This window comes from Micromonospora sp. AB353 (genome assembly GCF_049538395.1).
In the GTDB taxonomy this organism is placed as follows: Bacteria; Actinomycetota; Actinomycetes; order Mycobacteriales; family Micromonosporaceae; genus Micromonospora; species Micromonospora aurantiaca.
The window spans coordinates 15,884-36,318 of the sequence record NZ_JBMVFV010000036.1 but is presented as its reverse complement, the minus strand read 5'-3'; the positions used below and the strand labels follow the sequence as shown (position 1 = coordinate 36,318).

Below are 20,435 nucleotides of genomic sequence, written 5' to 3'. Positions count from 1 at the left end.
AGCGCCACGCACCCGTTACGGTCCGTTGTAGTCCACGAGTCCGGGTGAACGGTCCGGCCCTCCCGTCCGTACCACGCGTCGAACGACAGCGACGACGGGAGAGAACGTGAGGGTGCAGCGCAAGCACGTGCTGGCGGCGACTGTGGCGGTGACCGCCACGGTGGCGGTCTCGGTGGGCACCGGACTCGGTTTCGCGGACACCGCGCCGGCCGCGCGGTCGGTCTGTGCCGGGTCGGTGACCTTCTCGGCCGAGGGCGGGCCGCCGGCCGCGACGAGCGACAGGTTCCCGGTGGGCACCCGGCTGCGGGTGACCAACCTGGACAACCGCAAGGTGGCCACGGTGACGGTGACCGGGCCGTCCGGGAGCTGCGTGCTGCTGAACGCCGCCGCCATGGACCTGGTACGCGAGCCGGGCAAGAACGTCATCCGCCGCAACGTGGTGGAACGCCTCGACGGCGGCGGCGCCCCGGCACCAGGCGCGCAGCCGGGTGAGACCCGCCCGGGCGCGGCGCAGCCGATCGGCGGCAGCGTCTGCTCCGGCGCGCTCACGTTCTTCGCCGAGGGCGGTGCGCCGGCCGCCACCAGTGGCCAGTTCCCGCTCGGCACCCGGCTGCGGGTGACGAACCTGGACAACAACAAGGTGGTGACCGTGACGGTGACCGGGCCGTCCGGTAGTTGCGTGCTGCTGAACACGGCGGCCATGGACGCGATCCGGGAACCCGGCAAGAACCTGGTCCGGCGCAACACGGTGGAGCTGCTCCGCTGATTCTCCGGGCGGAACACCATGGGCCGGTCCTGGGGGAGATCGGGCCCATGGTGTTCCACGTCCGGGGTCAGCCGAAGGCGGCCGCCAGGATGTCCAGTCCCCGGCCCAGCTCGTCGTCGGAGATGACGAGCGGAGGCAGGAACCGCAGCACGTTGCCGTAGGTGCCGCAGGTCAGCGTGAGCAGCCCGGCCGCGTGGCAGGCCGCCGAGATCGCCGCCGTGGTGGCCGGGTCAGGGGTCGACGTGCCCGGCGCCACGATCTCCATCGCGAGCATCGCGCCCCGGCCGCGTACCTCGGCCACACGCGGGTCACCGGCGGCGATCGCGCGCAGCCGCTCACCCATCACCGCGCCGATCCGGCGCGCGGCGGCGGCCAGGTCCAGCTCCCGCATCGTCTCCATCGCCGCCAGCGCGGCGGCGCAGGCGATCGGGTTGCCGCCGTACGTGCCGCCGAGACCACCGACGTGCACCGCGTCCATCAGCTCCGCCCGGCCGGTCACCGCCGCCAGCGGCAGTCCGCCCGCGATGCCCTTCGCCAGGGTGACCAGGTCCGGCTCGACGCCCTCGTGCTCGCAGGCGAACCAGTCGCCGGTGCGGCAGAAACCGGTCTGGATCTCGTCGGCGACGAACACCACCCCGGCCGCCGTCGCCCACTCGCGCAGCGCCGGCAGGAAACCCTCAGCGGGTACGACGAAACCGCCCTCGCCCTGGATCGGCTCGATCAGCAGCGCGGCCACGTTCTCCGCGCCCACCTGCTTCTCGATCATCTCGATCGACCGGGCCGCCGCGGTGGCGCCGTCCAGCCCGCCGTCGCGCAGCGGATACGACATCGGCACCCGGTAGACCTCACCGGCGAACGGCCCGAACCGGTGCTTGTACGGCATGTTCTTCGCGGTCAGCGCCATGGTCAGGTTGGTCCGGCCGTGGTACGCGTGGTCGAACACCACCACCGCGGGCCGTCCGGTCGCGTGCCGGGCGATCTTCACCGCGTTCTCCACCGCCTCGGCACCGGAGTTGAACAGCGCCGAGCGTTTCTCGAAACCACCCGGGGTCAGCGCGTTGAGCTGCTCGCAGACCGCCACGTACGACTCGTACGGCGCGACCATGAAGCAGGTGTGGGTGAACCGTTCGACCTGCGCGCGTACCGCCTCGACCACGCGCGGCGCGGAGTTGCCCACGTTGGTGACGGCGATGCCGGCCGCGAAGTCGATCCACTCCCGCCCGTCCACGTCGGTGATCGTGCCGCCGCCCGCCCGGTCCACGTACGCGGGAATCGTGCTGCCCACGCCCCGCGCCACCGCCTCGACCCGGCGCTTGTGCAGCTCATCGCTTGTGGTCATGGGCTCAGCCCTCGATGTTGTGCATGACGTGCTTGACCCGGGTGTAGTCCTCCAGGCTGTAGACCGACAGGTCCTTGCCGTGGCCGGAATGCTTGAAGCCGCCGTGCGGCATCTCCGAGACGAACGGGATGTGCGTGTTCACCCAGACGCAGCCGAAGTCCAGCCGACGCGTCATCCGCATGGCCCGGCCGTGGTCGCGCGTCCACACCGAGGCGGACAGGCCGTACTCCACGCCGTTCGCCCAGCGCACCGCCTCGTCCTCGTCGGAGAAGCGCTGCACGGTGATGACCGGCCCGAACACCTCGTCCTGGATGATCTCGTCGGTCTGCCGTACGCCGGAGACCACCGTCGGGGCGTAGAAGAAGCCGCGCTCGCCGACCCGGGCACCGCCGGTGGTGACGTTCGCGTGGTCCGGCAGGCGGTCCACGAAGCCGCTCACCCGGGCGAGCTGGTTGGCGTTGTTCAGCGGGCCGTAGAGCACGTCGGCGTCGTCGGGCGCCCCGGTGCGGGTGTTGCGGGCCTGCTCGGTCAGCGCGGCCACGAAGTCCTCGTGGATGCCCGGCCCGGTGAGCACGCGGGTCGCCGCCGTGCAGTCCTGACCGGCGTTGAAGTAGCCGCCCATCGCGATCGCCTCGGCCGCCGCCGCCACGTCCGCGTCGTCGAAGATCACCACCGGGGCCTTGCCGCCCAGCTCCAGGTGCGTCCGCTTCAGGTCCGGCGCCGCCGCGGCGGCGACCTCCATGCCCGCGCGGGTCGAGCCGGTGATCGACACGAGCTGCGGGGTCGGGTGGGACACCAGGGTACGGCCGGTGTCGCGGTCGCCGCAGACCACGTTGAACACACCAGGGGGCAGGTGCTCGGCGGCGATCTCGGCCAGCAGCAGCGTCGACACCGGCGTGGTGTCCGACGGCTTCAGCACCACCGCGTTACCGGCCGCCAGCGCCGGGGCGATCTTCCAGACCGCCATCATCAGCGGGTAGTTCCAGGGCGTCACCTGGGCGCAGACGCCGATCGGCTCGCGCCGCACGTACGAGGTGTGCCCGGCCATGTACTCACCGGCCGAACGCCCCTCCAGCAGGCGGGCCGCCCCGGCGAAGAAGCGCAGCTCGTCCACCGCCGGCGGCAACTCCTCGTCGGCGGTGAGCTGCCGGGGCTTGCCGGTGTTGCGGACCTCCGCGTCGACCAGCTCCGCGGCCCGCGACTCCACCGCGTCGGCGAACTTCAGCAGCGCCCGCTGCCGCTCGGCCGGCGTGGCGTCCCGCCAGGTCTCGAACGCGGCGGAGGCGGCCTTCATCGCCGCGTCCACGTCCGCCGCTCCGGAGACCGGGGCCTGGGCGAAGACCTCGCCGGTGCACGGGTCGATCAGGTCGGCGTAGCCGCCGTCCACCGGGTCGACGTACTCGCCGTTGACGAAGTTGCGCAGCTGCTGCTGGTCGCTCATCAGAAGTCTCCGAGAAGGTGGCCGGGAGGAGGGTCAGCGGAGGTTATCGCAATCTGACTGCCATCTTGGCTACTAAATCCGAGGCAGACAAGGGTTTGAGCAACTGTTTCCGCGTGGGCGCCTGTGGTCTAGGCTGCCGGTCGTGGAGCCGAGAGCCTTCTACGTCGCCGGTCGCCCCGCCCACGGCGAGGACGAGCTGACAGTCACCCACCCGTACGACGGGCAGCCGGTGGGGCGTACCACGCTCGCCACGGCCGGCCAGGTCGAAGCCGCAGTCGCGGGCGCCGCCCGGGTGGCGGCGGAGGCCGCGGCCCTGCCCGCGCACGCCCGCGCGGCCGCCCTGGACCACGTCTCCCGCCGGCTCGCCGAGCGGGCCGACGAGGTCGCCGCGCTGATCACCGCCGAGAACGGCAAGCCGGTCAAATGGGCGAAGGCCGAGGTCGGGCGCGCGATCTCCACGTTCCGCTGGGCCGCCGAGGAGGCCCGCCGCTTCTCCGGCGAACTGCAACGGCTCGACACCGACCCGGCCGCCACCGGGCGGATCGCCCTGGTCCGGCGCGTGCCGCGCGGCCCGGTGCTCGGCATCACCCCGTTCAACTTCCCGCTCAACCTGGTCGCCCACAAGGTCGCCCCGGCGCTCGCCGTCGGCACCCCGATCGTGGTCAAGCCCGCCCCGGCCACCCCTCTCACCGCGCTGCTGCTCGGCGAGCTCCTGGCCGAGACCGACCTGCCCGAGGGCATGTTCTCGGTGCTGCCGCTGCCGAACGAGCGCGCCGCCGAACTGGTCACCGACCCGCGACTGCCGGTGGTGTCGTTCACCGGCTCCGGGCCGGTCGGCGCGGCCATCCGCCGGGCCGCGCCGGACAAGCACGTCACGCTGGAACTCGGCGGCAACGCCGCGGCGGTCATCTGCGAGGACTGGGCGGCGGACGAGGACCTGACCTTCGCCGCGCACCGCATCGCCACGTTCTCCAACTACCAGGCCGGGCAGTCGTGCATCGCTGTGCAGCGGGTCTACGTGCACGAGTGGCTCTACGACGGCTTCCTGCCCCGGCTCGTCGCGGCGGTGCAGGCGCTGCGCACCGGCGACCCGCGCTCCGAGCTGACCGACGTCGGCCCGCTGGTGTCGGTCGAGGCGGCGCAGCGCGTCGAGACCTGGGTGGACGAGGCGGTCGCCGCCGGTGCCGTCATCGAGACCGGCGGGCGGCGCGACGGGGCCACCTACCCGCCCACTGTGCTCAGCGGCGTACCGGCCGACGCGAAGGTGTGCGCCGAGGAGGTGTTCGGACCGGTGCTGGTGGTCGCCCCGGTCGCGAACGACCGGGCCGCGTTCGCCGCCGTCAACGACTCCGCGTACGGCCTGCAGGCCGGCGTCTTCACCCACCGGCTCGACGTGGCGTTCGAGGCCGCCCGCACGCTGGAGGTCGGCGGCGTGATCGTCGGGGACGTGCCGTCGTACCGGGCCGACCAGATGCCGTACGGCGGCATGAAGGGCTCCGGAGTCGGGCGGGAAGGGCTGCGCAGCGCGATGGACGACTACACCGAGCCGCGGGTCACAGTGCTGACCGGCGTGGCCCTCTGATCGCCCGCCCGCTCACCAGGTGCCGTCGTCGCGGACCCGGGCGGGGGCGCGGCCGAGCAGCAGGGTGGTGAGGGCGGCGTCGATGTCGGCGCCGAGGAACCACTCGCCGGCCTGGTCGAGGGCGAAGACGCGGCCGTGCTCGTCGACCGCGAGGATGCTCTCCTGACGTTCGCTGCCGAGCGGGAACAGGCGGGCGCCCAGGACGGCGGCGAAGTCGGCGAGGGAGTCGGCGGTGTGCGCCACCTTCCGTGGCCGCACCTCGAAGCGCGAGATCCAGACCGCTTCACCGGGGCCTTGGCGTGCGGTGACCAGCCCGGGAAAGGCCGTGAGCGTCGCCAGCGCAGCCGGGAAGGTGGCGTGGGCGTGCTGCGCGCCCCGGACCTCGCTGACCTTGCGGACCGAGGTGGCGGCGGACACCTCGTCGCCGAAGTGCGGCCGCCAGCCGGCGATCACGAGCGCGTTCGCCACCTCGGCGGGAAACCGGTCGGGCTCCGGAGGCGTCTGGGGCTCCGACTGCCACTCCTCGGCGAGGGCCAGTTCCGGCCAGGGCAGCACGTTGACGTGCACGAGGAACCTGATGCACGACTCGCAGCGCAACTCGGCCGGGCCGCCCGCGGGATCGCCGGGTTCGCGGACGCGGAAGCTCTCGATCCGGCTGGTGCCGAACAGGTCGCGCGCGTCCTCGATGGACAGCGGCGGCAGACCTTCGGCGGCGCGACGGTGGTCGTGCTCGTAGAGCGCATCGGAGACGACGATCATCTCGGCGTGCCGCTCCCCGCCGCGTACCAGATGCCCTGCCGGTAGCTCGTCCAGATAGGACTGCACCAGCGGGTGGTGGCGTACCTCGATCTCGCCCTTCGCGCCCTGCGCGACGTGCTGCCGGCCGCCGACAGTGAGGTGCGCCGCCGCGCCGGGCGTCGGCAGGCGGGTCAGCTCACGCAGCAGTTGGGCGGCCGGATCGACGGTACGCGGCGGGCGCGGTTCGGCCGGACGCCGCTGCCGGTACATCCGCTCGACCGCCGCGGCCGGCACCCGCGGCCACGTGGACACCTCGCCGGTCTCCTTGTCGATCACAGTGGTCGGCAGGTCGCCGGGGAGCGCCCGGCCCTCGGTGGACACGACGGAACTCACCACGTAGCCCAGGTCGAACTCCTCGACCTCCGGGGTGCAGGGAAAACCGAGGCGGTCGGAGTCGCGCCGGGCCCACACCGAGGCGATCTGCTCGGCCTGCTGTCGCTCGATCACCACCTGAAATTACCGGACCCCACGGATTTCGTGGCACCCGGTATGGTCGGCCCTACCCACGGTGACGGAAGGGGAGCGGCGGTGGCCGAGAGTGCGGACCGGGATGCGAACCGTGCACTGCGCGCGCGATTCGACGAGGTGTACGGCCAATACCAGCGCTTGCGGTCCGGTCTGGACGAACTCCAGACCAAGCTGGCCGACCTGCGGGTCACCGAACGCTCCGACGACGGTCAGGTGACCGCGGTCGTCGGCGCGCGAGGCGAGCTGATCAGCGTCGAGGTGAGCCCGGCGGCGTTCCACGACCGAGACGCCCGGGCGTTGAGCCGGAAGATCACCGAAACCGTGCTGCGCGCCTCCACCGCGGCGACCACCGCCACCCGCGAACTCGTCGCCGGCTACCTGCCGCCGGGCTCGCCGTCGGTCGAGTTCCTGCGTACCCATGACTTCGGCGCGCTGCTCGGCCGGGCCGACTCCGTGCTGGCCCGCGGCGAGTGAGAGGTGGCCGGGGGAGAGATCTGGCTGGACCCGGACCGGGCCCGCCGCGGCGGCGCCGACCTGGCGCTGTCGGGGCGGGCGGTGAGCGCGGCCCGGCGGGAGACGGGCGAGCCGATCGCCGCCGCGAGCGCCCAGCGGCCCTGGGGCCGCGACGACATCGGCGCCGCGTTCGACAAGCACTACCAGGGCTACGCCGAGACGCTGCTGCGCGCGTGGGAGCTTCTCGGCCGGTCACTGGAGGTGCTCGGGTCGGACGTCGTCCGCTCGGTCACGGCCACTGTGGAGACGGACCTCAGTAACGCCCGTGACCTCGGGACGATCCCGCAGCAAGGGCACAACCCCCATCGGCCCCGGCGCTGACCACCGGAGGACCCGCGCGTGAGCATGCTGCCCAGCCCGATCCCGCACCCGCTCGACTTCTGCCCGTGGGACCTGCCCGGCTGGATCTACGAGGCGCTCGACTGGGTGGTCGGCGTCGAATGGCCGGAGGGCGACGAGCGCGCCGTCTGGGACCTGGCCGACCAGTGGTACGGCGTGGCGGGAGTCCTGACCCGTCCGCGCGACGACGCGATCACCGCCGCCGGTGAGGTGAAGAGCGGGTACGGGGGAGTCGGCCTGGTCGCCGGCGCGTTCGACACGGCGTGGCACAAGCTCGCCGAGGGTGAGGACGCGCCACTGCACGTCCTGGTCGCGGCCACCGACGAGCTGGCGCGCCTGGTCGACTCCTGCGGCTGCGACATCGAGGGCGCGAAGCTCGAAGCCTGGATCGAGCTGGGCATCCTGGTCATCGAGTTGCTGTCCCTGGCCGTCGCGACGGTGCTCACCCTGGGCGCCGCCTCACCGGCGGCGGCCGCCGCGATCACCGCCACGCGGGTCGTGGTGCAACAGATCTTCAAGCGGCTGGTGGCTCAGCTCGCCCGCAAGGCGGTCAAGCAGGGCCTCAAGGAAGCGGGCGAACGGGCCGCGAAGGAGGCAGCCAAGTCCGGTGCCCGCAAGCTGGCCCGGCGGGCCGCGATCGGCGGCCTGCTGGAGGCCGGTCAGGAAGCGGGCACCAGCCTCGGCACGCAGGCGTACCAGAATTCCACCGGCCGGCGGGACGGCCTCGACCTGACCGACGTGAGCACGTCGGCTCTCGGCGGGTTCGCCGGCGGCGCGGTCGCGCCATTGGCCGGGCTGGGCCGGCACGCCAACGGGCCGTTCGCGGAGATCGCCGAGCGGTTCGGGCGGGAGATGGGCGGGGAGACGCTCGCGGAGACCGCCGCGGGTCTGGCGACCGGCCAAGGGCCGTCGCTCGAGGATCTGGCGCGCGCCGCTGCCTCCGGGGCCAGCGGGTCCGCCACCAACCAGGCGGATTCGGCGCTGCAACGCCGCCTCGACGGGCAGCTGAGCGGTTTGACGGTGTCTCCGGTCGGCTTGGACGTGCCGGTCGCCGCCGATCCCGTCGGGCTGATCCCGGCCCAGCGGGCCGCCGAGCCGATCGTCCAGGGCGGCGGCGACACGGTCGCCGGCGCCGTTCCCGCGACACCCGCACACGTCACGCCCCACGCCGCCGGTCCGCACCCACTCGCCGTGGACCTGCCCCATTCGGCGCCGGACCCCACGACGACACCGCTCGGCGATGTCGTCCCGCACGACGTGGCACGTCCGACCGTCGCCACGAGCCCCACCTTGTCCTCGATGATCACGGACGCGCCCGTCGCCACGCCCCCGTCGACCGCGCCCGGAGTCCACAGCGGCACGGGTCCGGTGACGTCGCCGATCGACAACGCTCCGCCACCGTCGACCCCCGTGCAGGCGGCAGCGGCACCGGCCACGCTCTCCCCGTCCACCACTGACGATCCGCATGTGGCGGCACCGCCGTTGTCGGACCGGGCCGGCTCCGGCCTCGGACCTTCGGCGCCGGTGTCCACGCCGCCACCGCAGCCGCATTCGGCACCGCTCCCGGGCCTGCCCGGCCCGGACCCGCGCCCGATTCCGAACCCCCGCTTTCCCCTGCTGGAGTCCCTGGCGCCGCCCCGGCCGTCCGCGGACGCCCCAGGCCCCGACCCCAGCCGGCTCGACCCGCCGCCTCCCGACCTGCGAATGATCCGGGAGCGCGCCGCACGGCTGGTAGCCGACAGGGAGTCGTTCGACAGGCGCCGCTACCACGGTCACCTGCAGTCCCAGCGGCGGTGGTTCGAGGACCGTCGACGGGATACCCGAGCCGACTGGCTGCACGAGCGCGCCACGTACCACGAGGAACGGGCCAGTGACTGGGCCGCGCAGGCCGTGGAGCTGCGACGCGCCGGCCGGACCTTGGCGGCGCAACGATGGCACCGGGAGTCGCACGAGGCCGCCCTGGAGGCGGCCGACCTGCGCGAGGAGGCGCGGCACGTCCTGGCCGGCAGGCTCGTTCCGCAGGAGGTGATGGTCGAGGACGACCTCGACTTCTACCGGATCAACGACGACGTGGCGGACCTGGCCGTCGGCGCGGTGGAGACGGCCGACCACTCGGCGCTCACCGGTCACGGGCACCCCGAGCCGATCGACAGATCCCGGCCCTACGGCCGCCGGGGAGGACTCCGGCCTCCCTTGGCGCTGCACCAGACCGACCTCGAACGGCAGATGCCCCGCAACCCTGACGGCAGCGTGACCCGTACCGCCGATCCCCGGCGCGGCAGATGGTTCCGCCTCGCGAACGACGGCGGACCGGCGGCCGACGCGACCCGGGGGATCAACTGCCTCGACTGCACGCTGTCGCTGTTCGAGACCTGGGTTCACGGACGGCCGCGCGTCGCGGCGCCGCGTACGTTCGACGGCTACCTGAACGGCGACGTGAACCGGCCGGTGGGCGGGGAGGCGGACGGGCCGCTTCGCGTCGAGCAGACGACCGGCGGCCGGTTCCAGAATCTCTGCCCACCGGACCGGCCCGGTGTCACCGGCCGGGAGCGGCAGCTGTTGGTGGACGGCGGTTACCGGGATCTGTACGCGCAGCTCGCGTCGGGCGGCCACGGCAGTTACGCGTTCCTCATCACCACCTTCGAGGGCGGCGGATCGCACGCGTGGGTGGCGTTGAACCAGAACGGCACGATCCTCTTCCTCGACCCGCAGACGGGCGAGGTGGCGGACCGGCCGATCTACCACCACAGCGGCCGTCCGGCCCGCGGCAACGTGGTCGGCGTCGACGCTCTGGTGCTCGGCCCCGACGGCCGGCCGATGCCGCTCGCCGGCCGCCCACCCGGCACCTACAACGTCCTGCCCGAGCCGCTGCCCAGCCCGGCGCCGCCACGGCCACCGGCCCCGCCGCCGATCGTCGACGGACCCGTCCCGGACTTCAACCACGTCCACCTGCTCGGCGAGTCCACGACCATCCACCACCGCGCCGACGGACCGATGCCGGGCAGCGCGCCGCCCGTCGAGCCGGAACCCGACCGGGTACGCGAGGAGCACCGGCAGGCACACGCCGACCGGATCGCCGCCGGGCTCTACGTGCGCGACGCACTGGCGGAGAGCGGGAATTTCGACGCCGCCTTCGCCGCCGGGGTGACGCCCGTCGAGTTGGCGCAGCACGCCGACGTGCCGACGTTGCGGCGGCTCGTACCGGGGCTGGACGAGAGCGGTGCGGCCGACCTCACCCGGCTGTTCGCCGACCCGCGCGTGCAGCGGATGCTCGACCAGAGCTGGGAGGCGCCGCCGCGACGCGAGGAGCTGCTGGCCGAGACGCTGGTACGGCAGCTCGCGGAGCGGCCGGACCTGGTCCGGATGATCCTGTCGACCCCGGAACTCGCCAACTCGCTCACCGCCCGGCCGCTGACCCTGCATCACCTGGCCAGCCACCAGCAGGCCATCGACGTACTCGGCGAAGTCATCGACGACATCGCGGTCCGCGGGGTCGATGCGGTCATCGCTCCGAAGCCACTGAAGCCCCAGCCGACGCCTATCAGCGAAGAGCAGCGGGAACTCGGCGAGCGAGTTGCGAGGCGCGGCCAACGGCGGTTGCAGCTCGGATTCGACAGAGCCCGACGAGATGATGAGGTGTATCGCCTCGCTTACGTCGATCGGCTGTACGCGGACGCGGCGGCAGCCCAACCGGAGTTGAATGCGCTTGCTGTTGCGCTGGCTGGCGACCAAGGCAGCCCAGATTGGAGGAAGGAACCCAAGAATCGGGACCGCGTTCTGGACAAGCTGATCGAGTATGAGAACGACGCGTCAAAGCTCAAGGACTTGGCGGGCGCCAGAGTGCAATTCGACACGCTCGATGCTGTCTACCAGGCACTCGGACGGCTGGCAGTCGACCCGGATGTGGTGATCCTTCACATCAAGGACCGGTTCCTCGATCCACAGGACAGCGGCTACCGGGACCTCTTACTCAACCTTCGGATGTCGAACGGCCATATGGCAGAACTTCGACTGCAGCTCGCTGGGATCGAGGAGGCCGCGGAATGGGAGCATGCGCTGTACGAAATCCGACGCGACCTAGAAGCGCTGTCCGAGAGCGAAGGCAGGCCGTTGACACAGACAGAACGCGCCATCCGTGACGGACTCCTCCGGCGAGCGCAAAGCACCTACGGGAGCAAGGCGCAGGAGAGCATCGGGGAGGTGCCGACGCAGTGAGGCCGGCGGTGGGCTTGACGCTGCCCAAGTTCTTCAACTACTACGACTCTCCCCTGAAGTTGGTCGAGACCGCAGACGGGGGCGTGGCCGGCTGGAGACTGTCCAAGGACACTGGGGGCTGGCGCGAGGCCAACAACCTCATCGACAAGGTGCTGTTCGAGGGCGGCGACGAGATCTATGAGGTCTCGCCGGAAGAATTCGTGCAGCTCACCGAGCTTGAGAGAAGCCTCTACCTCCAGGGCGACGGGCCGATCTTCGCGCTCTACGGAACCGTCCGGGCGATAGAGGACACGCTCCAGCAGGAACGCCGGTACCCGACGCCCGAGGAGCAGGCGCTGATCCGGGGCGTCCGGCGGCGGACCTTCGTGATGTTCGAGGAGCAGCTCCAGCAGGCCGGCGACCCCGCCGCCGACCCCACCATCGCCTCCTGACAACGACCGGGAACGCCATGCCCCCCACCGACGGCCCACCCGTGCCCTATGTGCCGCCCGCCGACGTGGCGGAAGCGCGACGCGTACAGGAGGAGTTGCGGTCCCGGGTGGACCTGGTCGGGCCCGGTCCTGCCGCGCCCGCGACGGTGGCCGGCCTGGACGTGGCGTACGCGAAGGACGGTGACCTGCTCGCGGCGGCCGTCACGGTCCTCGACGGTGCCACCCTCGACGTGGTGGACGAGGCGGTGTGTGTGGGGCGGCCCGCCTTCCCGTACGTGCCGGGGCTGTTCGCGTTCCGTGAGATGCCGGCGTTGCTCGCCGCCCTGGACCGGCTCACCGTCCGTCCCGAGCTGCTGGTCTGTGACGGGCACGGGCTGGCGCACCCGCGCCGGTTCGGGCTGGCCTGCCACATGGGTCTGGTGACCGGGCTGCCGACGATCGGGGTGGGCAAGACGCCGCTCGTCGGCTCGTGGACCGGTCCCGGTCCCGCGCGTGGTGACAGTGCCGACCTGTGCGACGGCGGCGAGGTGGTCGGGCGGGTACTGCGGACTCAGGACGGTGTCCGGCCGGTCTTCGTGAGCGTCGGGCACCGGATGGGGTTGGACGACGCGGTGCAGCGGGTACTGGCTCTGACGCCCCGGTACCGGCTGCCGGAGACCACCCGTACGGCCGACCGGCTGTGCCGGCGGGCGCTCGCCGATGCAGGCGCGTCGGGCGGTGACCTGGGCGGGCGGTGAACGCGTGGCGCTGCACACATGTGGCGTGCTCGATGCGCGGGTGCCCGGAGGGGCCGGTAGTAACCTGACCGGCGGATCCGGTCCGGACGCAACGGTGAGGTGGAGATGTCGGCAGGGCGGCACGCGGCGCGGTGGGCGATGGTCGGCGCGCTGCTGGGTGGCCTGATCGCCGTCCCGGCGTCACCGGCGTCGGCCCGGGACGACCGGGTGGGACTGCGCGCGGCGAGGAGCTTCACCGCCGGTGGTCCGCCCGGGACGGTGGCGGTCGAGGTGCGTAAGCGGTCGGACGGCTGCGTGCAGTTGCGTACCGCTGTCGGGCTCCGGCTGGAGGGCCTGCGGGCCGACCAGGTCCGGGTGCAGGTGGCCTCCGGCGGCCGATGGGTGCCGGTGCAGGTCTCCGGGGACGGCGGCGCCGCCGCCACCGCCGCGGTGGCGCCGGTCGACCGGCCGCTGTGCAAGGGCAAGGGCGTCACCGTGCGTTACCGGGTGTCGTTCCTGGCCGGGACTGTCGGCGGCCGGCTGGAGCTGGCGGGTGAGGCGAGCGCCGCGAACGGCGACGTGCTCGGCCGGGCCGGCGGGTCGGCCCGGCTGGTGGGCGCGCCGACGCCGAGTCCCACCCCGTCCCGTAAGCCCTCGCCGACGCCCAGCGCGAGCGAGGCCACGGCGGCCGAGGTGGCCGACACGTCGCCGGTCGCCGCCGCCGTCGCCCCGGCCACCGCCGCGGCCGACGACTCGTCGTTCGGAGGTTCCATGATCATGTGGTTCGGTATCGGGCTGGTGCTGGTCGGCGCCGCCCTCATCGTCCTGCTGCTGCGCCGCAACCGCGCCGACCGCAGCGGTGGCGGCGCGGACACCGGCCTCCCGCCGGTCCCGCTGCCGCGCAGCACCACCACCTACCGCTCCGGCACGCCCGGACCGGCCCCCACGGTGTACGGGGGTGCGACGCCGCCCCGCCCGGCCGGCAACGTGTACGGCGCGCCCGCGTCCGCCCCGACGCCACCGGCCCCACCCGCCGGGGACGCGACGAGCGTCTTGCCCCGCTTGCCGGACTGAGCCGGAACCCGACCCGCTCCCGGGGTTACCGTGACGGTGGGTGGTCGCGCCGTGACCCGGTGGCCGCCACCTGCCCGACCGGAGGACGGAACACCGGGGCCGAACGGGGCCCGGTGCCGGGGCCGCTCGGCCGATAAGATCGCGTGCGCCGATCGGCACCGCCGACCGGTGAGACCGCATACGTGGAAGGAGCCGCGCCGTGGCCCTGGACCCGCAGTTGCTCGACATCCTCGCCTGCCCGGACACGCACCACGCCCCGCTCGACTACGACGCGCAGGCGCAGACGCTCACCTGCACCGAGTGCGGTCGCATCTTCGAGGTCCGGGACGACGTCCCGGTGCTCCTGCTGGACGAGGCGCGTGGTGGACCCGCCGCCGACGACGCGCGGGGCGGGTCGCCGCGGTGATGGAGGGTACGGCCGGGGTCAGCGGCCACCGGCACGCGGACGAGGCCCTGCTGGACGACGCGGCGCAGCTCTCCGAGCGGGATCCGGGCGGCATGCTCCGGTTCACCGCGTCCGCCGGCGCGCAGGTGCGCGAGTCGGCGGCGCTGGCCGCCGAGGCGAATCTGACAGTGCTCGCCGACGACGGACGACCCCGCGCGGTGGTCATCGCCGGCATCGGCACCGCCGGGCGTACCGGCGACGTGCTGGCCACCGTCGCCGGGCCGCGCTGCCCGGTGCCGGTCATCCCGCACCGCAGCGCCGGCGTGCCGGGCTGGGTGGGCGCGGCGGACGTGGTCATCGCGGTGAGCGCGTCCGGTCGCAGCCCGGAGGCGCTGGGCGCGGCCGAGGCGGCGCACCGGCGCGGCGCCCGGCTGGTCGCTGTCGGCGCGCCCGACTCGCAGCTCCAGTCCGTGGCGGAGCGGGCGCGGGCGCCGTTCATCCCGGTGCCGCGGCGCGCGCCGGCCCGGGCCAGCCTCTGGGCGCTCACCGTGCCGGTTCTGCTGGCCGCCCGTACCCTCGGGCTCGTGAAGGTCAACGAGGCGGATCTGGCCGAGACGGCGGCCCGGCTGGACGCCGACGCCGATCGATGCCGGCCGACCGCCGAGTCCTTCGTCAACCCGGCGAAGTCGCTGGCGCTGGGCCTGTCCGGTTCGATCCCGATCGTGTGGGGTTCGTCCCCGCTGGCCACCGTGGCCGCCCGGCGGTTCGGTGACACGCTGTCCGCGAACGCCCGCTACCCGGTGGTCGCCGGCGCGCTGGGCGAGGCGGGCCGGGGCCGCGTCGGCCTGCTCGACGGGGTGTTCGGCGGCCTGGCCGAGGGCGAGCGGGACATCTTCGCCGACCCGGGCGACGACGAGCCCGACGGCACCCGGCTGCGGCTGGTGCTGCTGCGCGACGGCGGGCTCAACGCCGACGACGACACCGACGAGCCGCTGGCGGTCGAGGAGCGCCGCGCGGACGCGGTGCAGACGCTCGCCGAGCGGCGCGGCGTGCGCTGCGACGTGGTGACCGCCGAGGGCGGCTCCGCGCTGGAGCGGCTCGCGTCGCTGGTGGCGGTCCCCGACTTCGCCTCGATCTACCTGGCCCTGGCACACGGGCTGGACCCGATGGCGGTACCGGCCATCACGGAGATGAAGGAGCTGGCCAACCAGTGAGCACACGGGGCATCGAGCGAGGCGGGGAATGAGCGCAAACGGGGGCACGAAGGCGATCGTCGCCGCCCTGGCGGCGAACCTCGGTATCGCCGTCACCAAGTTCATCGCGTTCGCCCTCACCGGCTCGTCGTCGATGCTGGCCGAGTCGATCCACTCGGTGGCCGACTCGGGCAACCAGGGCCTGCTGCTGCTCGGCGGCCGGCGGGCCAAGCGGCAGGCCACGCCGCAGCACCCGTTCGGGTACGGCCGGGAGCGCTACATCTACGCCTTCATCGTGGCGATCGTGCTGTTCAGCCTCGGTGGCCTGTTCGCGCTCTACGAGGCGTACCACAAGGCGTCCGACCCGCACCCGATCGAGAACTGGCACTGGGTGCCGGTGGCGGTGCTCGTGGCGGCGATCGTGATGGAGAGCTTCTCCTTCCGTACCGCGATCAAGGAGTCGAACCTGGTCCGGGGCAAGCAGACCTGGGTCCGGTTCATCCGTCGCGCCAAGGCGCCGGAGCTGCCTGTGGTGCTGCTGGAGGACTTCGGCGCCCTGGTCGGTCTGGTCTTCGCGCTGTTCGGCGTCGGCATGACGCTGATCACCGGCAACGGCATGTGGGACGCCGCGGGCACCGCGATGATCGGCGTGCTGCTGGTGATCATCGCGATCACGCTGGCGATCGAGACCAAGAGCCTGCTGCTCGGCGAGGGCGCCGAGCAGAGCGAACTGGACAAGATCGAGCAGGCCGTGACGAACGGTCCCGAGGTCGAGCGGATCATCCACATGAAGACGCTCTATCTCGGCCCGGAGGAGCTGATGGTGGCCGCGAAGATCGCGGTGCCGGCCCGGGAGACCGCCCACGACCTGGCCCGCGACATCAACGCCGTCGAGGCGCGGATCCGGCGTGAGGTGCCGACGGCCCGGGTGATCTACCTGGAGCCGGACATCTACTCGCCGGCCGCCGAGCAGGCCGGCACCGGGCAGGCGGCGGACACCGCCGTCCCGGAGGCCGTGACCACCGGTGGGACGCACGCGGCCGACGAGGTCGCCGGGCGGCCCGGGAGCTGACCGATGGAGTTGTTGCAGGGCCGGATCCGTGACTACGCCTGGGGCTCGCGCACCGCGATCGCCGAGTTGCAGGGGCGGCCGGTGCCGAGCAACGGGCCGGAGGCGGAGCTGTGGCTGGGCGCCCACCCGGGCGCCCCGGCCACCGTGCAGCGCGACGGCCGGCCGGTCAGCCTCACCGACCTGCTGGCGGCCGAGCCGGGCCACTGGCTGGGTGAGCGGCTGGTCGGCCGGTTCGGCACCCGGCTGCCGTTCCTGCTGAAGGTGCTCGCCGCCGACTCGCCGCTGAGTCTCCAGGCGCATCCGGACGCCGAGCAGGCCCGCGCCGGGCACGCCGCCGACGTGGGGCGGGTCAACTACGTGGACCCGTACCACAAGCCGGAGCTGCTGGTGGCGCTCTCCGAGTTCGACGCGCTGTGCGGCTTCCGCGACCCCGGGGAGTCGGCGGAGGCGATCGCCGCGTTCGGCGTACCCGCGCTGGAACCTGTGGTGGCGGCGTTGCGCGACGGGCCGGCGGGGCTGCGGGAGGCGGTCCGCCTGCTGTTGAGCTGGCCGCAGGCGGAGCGCGCCGGGCTGGTGGCGGCCGTGCTGGCGGCGGCGGAGGCCGGGCCGGCCTCGGCGGACGCCGAACTGGTCCGCGCGCTGGCGGCCGGTTATCCGGCCGACCCGGGCGTGGTGGTGGCGTTGCTGCTGCATCATGTCCGGCTGGCGCCCGGCGAGGGCATCTGGATGCCGGCCGGGAACCTGCACGCCTACCTGCGCGGCACCGGCGTGGAGATCATGGCGGCCAGCGACAACGTGCTGCGCGGCGGGTTCACCGCGAAGCGGGTCGACGTGGACGAGTTGCTGCGGGTGCTCCGGTTCGAGGTGCTGACCCGGCCGGTGCTGCGGCCGGAGCAGGTGGAGCCGGGCGTGCTGACCTGGCCGGTGCCGGTGGAGGACTTCGCGCTGCACCGGGTCGAGGTGGCCGCCGGGTCGGCGGGTGTGCGGCTGACGCTGCCCGGGCCGCGGGTGGTGCTCTGCCGGGCCGGGAAGCTGACCGTCGACGACGGCGTGGGGTCGGTGACGCTGGACGCGGGTCAGGCCGCTGTGGGTACGGCGGCCGGTGGCCCGCTGGCGGTGAGCGGGGCGGGCGAGGCGTTCGTCGCCACTTGCGGCATGCACTGACCCGGACAAGTCCGACTTTCCCGAAACGGCTTGACGGTCACCCTGCGTGGTGTGACTCTATGGGTACGCAGCGTTGTCGCGACGAAGGTCCGGTGACGTGCGGGGGAACCAAACCGGGGGGATGCGCGGGGCGGCCGGGCCGTGAGTGGAGAGTCCGCTCACGACCGACCGCCCCGTGCGCTGTCCGCCGACCGGCCGATTGCGCGGTCGGCCAACCGGGCACGGGTCGAGTGGTCCGCGAGCGTAAGGTGGAAGGCTGCGCACCACCATCGTTCGACAGGAGCTTCCATGACCAGCACCCTCCCGGCGGCCTCCAGCGGCGCGTCGTCGCAGGCCCGGCCGAGCACCCTCGCCGAGGGCGACTACAAGGTGGCGGATCTGTCGCTCGCCGCGTTCGGGCGCAAGGAGATCCGGCTCGCCGAGCACGAGATGCCCGGCCTGATGGCGATCCGGCGTGAGTTCGCCGAGGCCCAGCCGCTGGCCGGCGCCCGCATCACCGGCTCGCTGCACATGACCGTTCAGACCGCCGTCCTGATCGAGACCCTGGTCGCGCTCGGCGCGCAGGTCCGCTGGGCGTCCTGCAACATCTTCTCCACCCAGGACCACGCCGCCGCGGCGATCGTGGTCGGTCCCGAGGGCACCCCGGAGGCCCCTGCGGGCGTGCCGGTCTACGCCTGGAAGGGCGAGACGCTGCCGGAATACTGGTGGTGCACCGAGCAGGTGCTCAACTGGCCGGACGGGCAGGGTCCGAACATGATCCTCGACGACGGCGGCGACGCCACCCTGCTCGTCCACAAGGGCGCCGAGTTCGAGAAGGCCGGCGTCGTGCCGCCGGTCGAGTCCGCCGACTCCGAGGAGTACGCGGTCATCCTCGAACTGCTGCACCGCTCGCTGGCCGAGGACGGCCGGCGCTGGACCCGGATCGCCGCCGGCATCAAGGGCGTCACCGAGGAGACCACCACCGGCGTGCACCGGCTCTACGAGATGCACCGCGCCGGCACGCTGCTCTTCCCGGCCATCAACGTCAACGACTCGGTGACCAAGAGCAAGTTCGACAACAAGTACGGCTGCCGCCACTCGCTCATCGACGGCATCAACCGCGCCACCGACGTGCTGATCGGCGGCAAGATGGCCGTCGTCATGGGCTACGGCGACGTGGGCAAGGGCTGCGCCGAGTCGCTGCGCGGCCAGGGTGCCCGGGTCGTGGTGACCGAGGTCGACCCGATCTGCGCGCTCCAGGCGGCGATGGACGGCTACCAGGTCGCCACGCTCGACGACGTGGTGGAGCAGGCCGACATCTTCATCACCGCGACCGGCTGCTTCGACGTCATCACCAACGAGCACATGGCCCGGATGAAGCACCAGGCCATCGTGGGCAACATCGGCCACTTCGACAACGAGATCGACATGGCCGGTCTGGCCAAGCGCAGCGACGTGACCCGGGAGAACATCAAGCCGCAGGTCGACGTGTGGCGCTTCGACGACGGCCACGCCATCATCGTGCTGTCCGAGGGCCGCCTGCTGAACCTGGGCAACGCCACCGGCCACCCGAGCTTCGTGATGTCGAACTCGTTCGCCAACCAGACGATCGCCCAGATCGAGCTGTTCACCAAGACCGACGAGTACCCGATCGGCGTCTACGTGCTGCCCAAGCACCTGGACGAGAAGGTCGCCCGGCTGCACCTGGACGCGCTCGGCGCGAAGCTGACCACGCTGACCAAGGAGCAGGCCGCCTACCTGGGCGTCTCCCCGGAGGGCCCGTTCAAGTCGGACCACTACCGCTACTGAGTTCCACGCTCCCGGAGGGACCGGGGTCGGCCGCCGCGCGGCCGTCCCGGTCCTTCTCGCGTACGGGGGGAGTCCGGCGGATGTCGAGCCGGGTGACGTTACCCGGATCAGCTTGACGTTTGCTGTGAACAGGAGCAAGGTATGGCTGCCCTAAGTTAACTGAGGCAAGCCTGACTACGGAGTCTCCATGTTCGCCACGTACCTGATCGGCCTGCGCGAGGGCCTGGAAGCGACGCTCGTGGTCAGCATCCTCGTCGCCTTCCTGGTCAAGTCACAGCGCCGGGACCGGCTGCCGCAGGTGTGGGCCGGTGTCGGCCTGGCCGTGGCGCTGTCCGTCGGCTTCGGCTCCCTGATCCAGTACACCTCCACCTCGCTGCTGCGCACCTCCGAGTCGCGCGAGCTGTTCGAGGCGGTCACGTCGGTCGCCGCCGTGGTGTTCGTGACCTGGATGATCTTCTGGATGCGCCGGGCCGCCCGCACCATCGCCGGTGAGCTGCGCGGCAAGCTCACCGACGCGCTCGCCGTCGGCTCCCTGGCCGTGGCCGGCATGGCGTTCCTCGCCGTGATCCGCGAGGGCCTGGAGACCGCGCTCATCTTCTACGCCGCCGCCGAGAGCGCGGCCGGCGGCACCGGGCCCGGCTCGCTGCTCGCCCTGGCCGGCGGCATCGCCACCGCCGTCGTGATCGGCTTCCTGCTCTACCGCAGCGCGGTACGGATCAACCTGAGCCGGTTCTTCACCTGGACCGGCGCGCTGCTCATCCTGGTCGCCGCCGGCATCCTCAAGTACGGCGTGCACGACTTCCAGGAGGCGGGCGTGCTGCCCGGCCTGAACGACCTGGCCTTCGACATCTCGAACACGCTCGACCCGAGCTCCTGGTACGGGGCGCTGCTCGCCGGCATGTTCAACGTCACCGCCGCGCCGACGGTGTTGGAGCTGGCCGCCTGGGTCGCGTACGCGGTGCCGGTGCTCGTGCTCTTCCTGCGTAAGCCGGCCAAGCCCGCTCAGCCCGCTCAGCCCGCGACGCCCGCCCGGTCCGCCGAGCCGGTCCCGGCCGCCGCGCCCGCAGCCGACACGTCCGGCGCGCCGGCCGACGTCGCCGCCGTTCCGTCCCCCCGCGCCTGAACCACCCGTTTCCGAGGAGACCCCGCAC

17 protein-coding genes are annotated in these 20,435 nt (G+C 72.8%); 14 read left to right on the top strand and 3 right to left on the bottom strand.

All coding sequences use genetic code 11. From position 1 onward, the window contains the following. Positions 1–106 precede the first annotated feature (106 nt). Entirely contained in the window at positions 107–766 is a 660-nt protein-coding gene (locus tag ACPCK6_RS16635; RefSeq protein WP_071096683.1) for an RlpA-like double-psi beta-barrel domain-containing protein, read from the top strand. Between the two features lie 67 nt (positions 767–833). Here the strand turns inward: ACPCK6_RS16635 and gabT are convergent, their stop codons facing one another. Further along, positions 834–2,105, bottom strand: coding sequence for a 4-aminobutyrate--2-oxoglutarate transaminase (gene gabT, locus ACPCK6_RS16630; RefSeq protein WP_396880005.1), 1,272 nt, complete (start codon positions 2,103–2,105; stop codon positions 834–836). A 4-nt stretch (positions 2,106–2,109) separates the two neighbouring features. Continuing rightward, positions 2,110–3,546 carry a gamma-aminobutyraldehyde dehydrogenase gene (locus ACPCK6_RS16625; RefSeq protein ID WP_423481562.1) on the bottom strand — a complete coding sequence of 479 codons (1,437 nt, stop codon included), beginning with the start codon at positions 3,544–3,546 and terminating at the stop codon, positions 2,110–2,112. A gap of 142 nt (positions 3,547–3,688) precedes the next feature. On the opposite strand from ACPCK6_RS16625, the gene ACPCK6_RS16620 reads away from it, so the two are divergent. Beyond that, positions 3,689–5,128 (top strand): aldehyde dehydrogenase family protein, encoded by a 1,440-nt coding sequence (locus ACPCK6_RS16620; protein ID WP_423481561.1) that lies wholly within the window; start codon positions 3,689–3,691, stop codon positions 5,126–5,128. A gap of 12 nt (positions 5,129–5,140) precedes the next feature. Here the strand turns inward: ACPCK6_RS16620 and ACPCK6_RS16615 are convergent, their stop codons facing one another. Further along, positions 5,141–6,376 carry an SUKH-3 domain-containing protein gene (locus ACPCK6_RS16615; RefSeq protein WP_423481560.1) on the bottom strand — a complete coding sequence of 412 codons (1,236 nt, stop codon included), beginning with the start codon at positions 6,374–6,376 and terminating at the stop codon, positions 5,141–5,143. 78 nt (positions 6,377–6,454) lie between these two features. Between ACPCK6_RS16615 and ACPCK6_RS16610 the strand changes: the two genes are divergently transcribed. The 12 genes from ACPCK6_RS16610 (at position 6,455) to efeU (ending at position 20,407) form a co-directional block, all read left to right on the top strand. After that, positions 6,455–6,868: a YbaB/EbfC family nucleoid-associated protein gene (locus ACPCK6_RS16610; protein ID WP_396880009.1), complete on the top strand. Its 414-nt coding sequence runs from the start codon at positions 6,455–6,457 to the stop codon at positions 6,866–6,868. Between the two features lie 3 nt (positions 6,869–6,871). Beyond that, complete coding sequence (locus ACPCK6_RS16605; RefSeq protein WP_135243437.1) at positions 6,872–7,228, top strand: hypothetical protein; 357 nt, start codon at positions 6,872–6,874, stop codon at positions 7,226–7,228. Between the two features lie 24 nt (positions 7,229–7,252). Beyond that, positions 7,253–11,461 carry a toxin glutamine deamidase domain-containing protein gene (locus ACPCK6_RS16600; RefSeq protein ID WP_514132355.1) on the top strand — a complete coding sequence of 1,403 codons (4,209 nt, stop codon included), beginning with the start codon at positions 7,253–7,255 and terminating at the stop codon, positions 11,459–11,461. A gap of 8 nt (positions 11,462–11,469) precedes the next feature. Next, positions 11,470–11,892: a hypothetical protein gene (locus tag ACPCK6_RS16595; RefSeq protein WP_423481558.1), complete on the top strand. Its 423-nt coding sequence runs from the start codon at positions 11,470–11,472 to the stop codon at positions 11,890–11,892. 17 nt (positions 11,893–11,909) lie between these two features. Continuing rightward, positions 11,910–12,629, top strand: a complete 720-nt coding sequence (gene nfi / locus ACPCK6_RS16590) for a deoxyribonuclease V (RefSeq protein ID WP_423481557.1) — start codon at positions 11,910–11,912, stop codon at positions 12,627–12,629. 105 nt (positions 12,630–12,734) lie between these two features. Next, on the top strand, positions 12,735–13,682 hold the full coding sequence (locus ACPCK6_RS16585) for a hypothetical protein (protein ID WP_423481556.1): 948 nt from the start codon (positions 12,735–12,737) through the stop codon (positions 13,680–13,682). Positions 13,683–13,881: 199 nt separating this feature from the next. After that, the gene (locus tag ACPCK6_RS16580) at positions 13,882–14,088 is read left to right on the top strand and encodes a Trm112 family protein (protein ID WP_423481555.1); all 207 of its coding nucleotides are present in this window, start codon (positions 13,882–13,884) and stop codon (positions 14,086–14,088) included. Next, positions 14,085–15,281 carry an SIS domain-containing protein gene (locus ACPCK6_RS16575; protein ID WP_262012440.1) on the top strand — a complete coding sequence of 399 codons (1,197 nt, stop codon included), beginning with the start codon at positions 14,085–14,087 and terminating at the stop codon, positions 15,279–15,281. The genes ACPCK6_RS16580 and ACPCK6_RS16575 overlap by 4 nt, the downstream gene beginning before the upstream one ends. A 28-nt stretch (positions 15,282–15,309) precedes the next feature. Then, a complete protein-coding gene (locus ACPCK6_RS16570) occupies positions 15,310–16,332 on the top strand; it encodes a cation diffusion facilitator family transporter (protein WP_423481554.1) in 1,023 nt (340 codons plus the stop codon). Positions 16,333–16,335: 3 nt separating this feature from the next. Further along, positions 16,336–17,496, top strand: coding sequence for a mannose-6-phosphate isomerase, class I (gene manA / locus ACPCK6_RS16565; RefSeq protein ID WP_423481553.1), 1,161 nt, complete (start codon positions 16,336–16,338; stop codon positions 17,494–17,496). 288 nt (positions 17,497–17,784) lie between these two features. Next, positions 17,785–19,284 (top strand): adenosylhomocysteinase, encoded by a 1,500-nt coding sequence (ahcY, locus tag ACPCK6_RS16560; RefSeq protein WP_396880016.1) that lies wholly within the window; start codon positions 17,785–17,787, stop codon positions 19,282–19,284. Between the two features lie 187 nt (positions 19,285–19,471). Beyond that, a complete protein-coding gene (gene efeU / locus ACPCK6_RS16555) occupies positions 19,472–20,407 on the top strand; it encodes an iron uptake transporter permease EfeU (protein WP_423481552.1) in 936 nt (311 codons plus the stop codon). Positions 20,408–20,435: the final 28 nt, after the last annotated feature.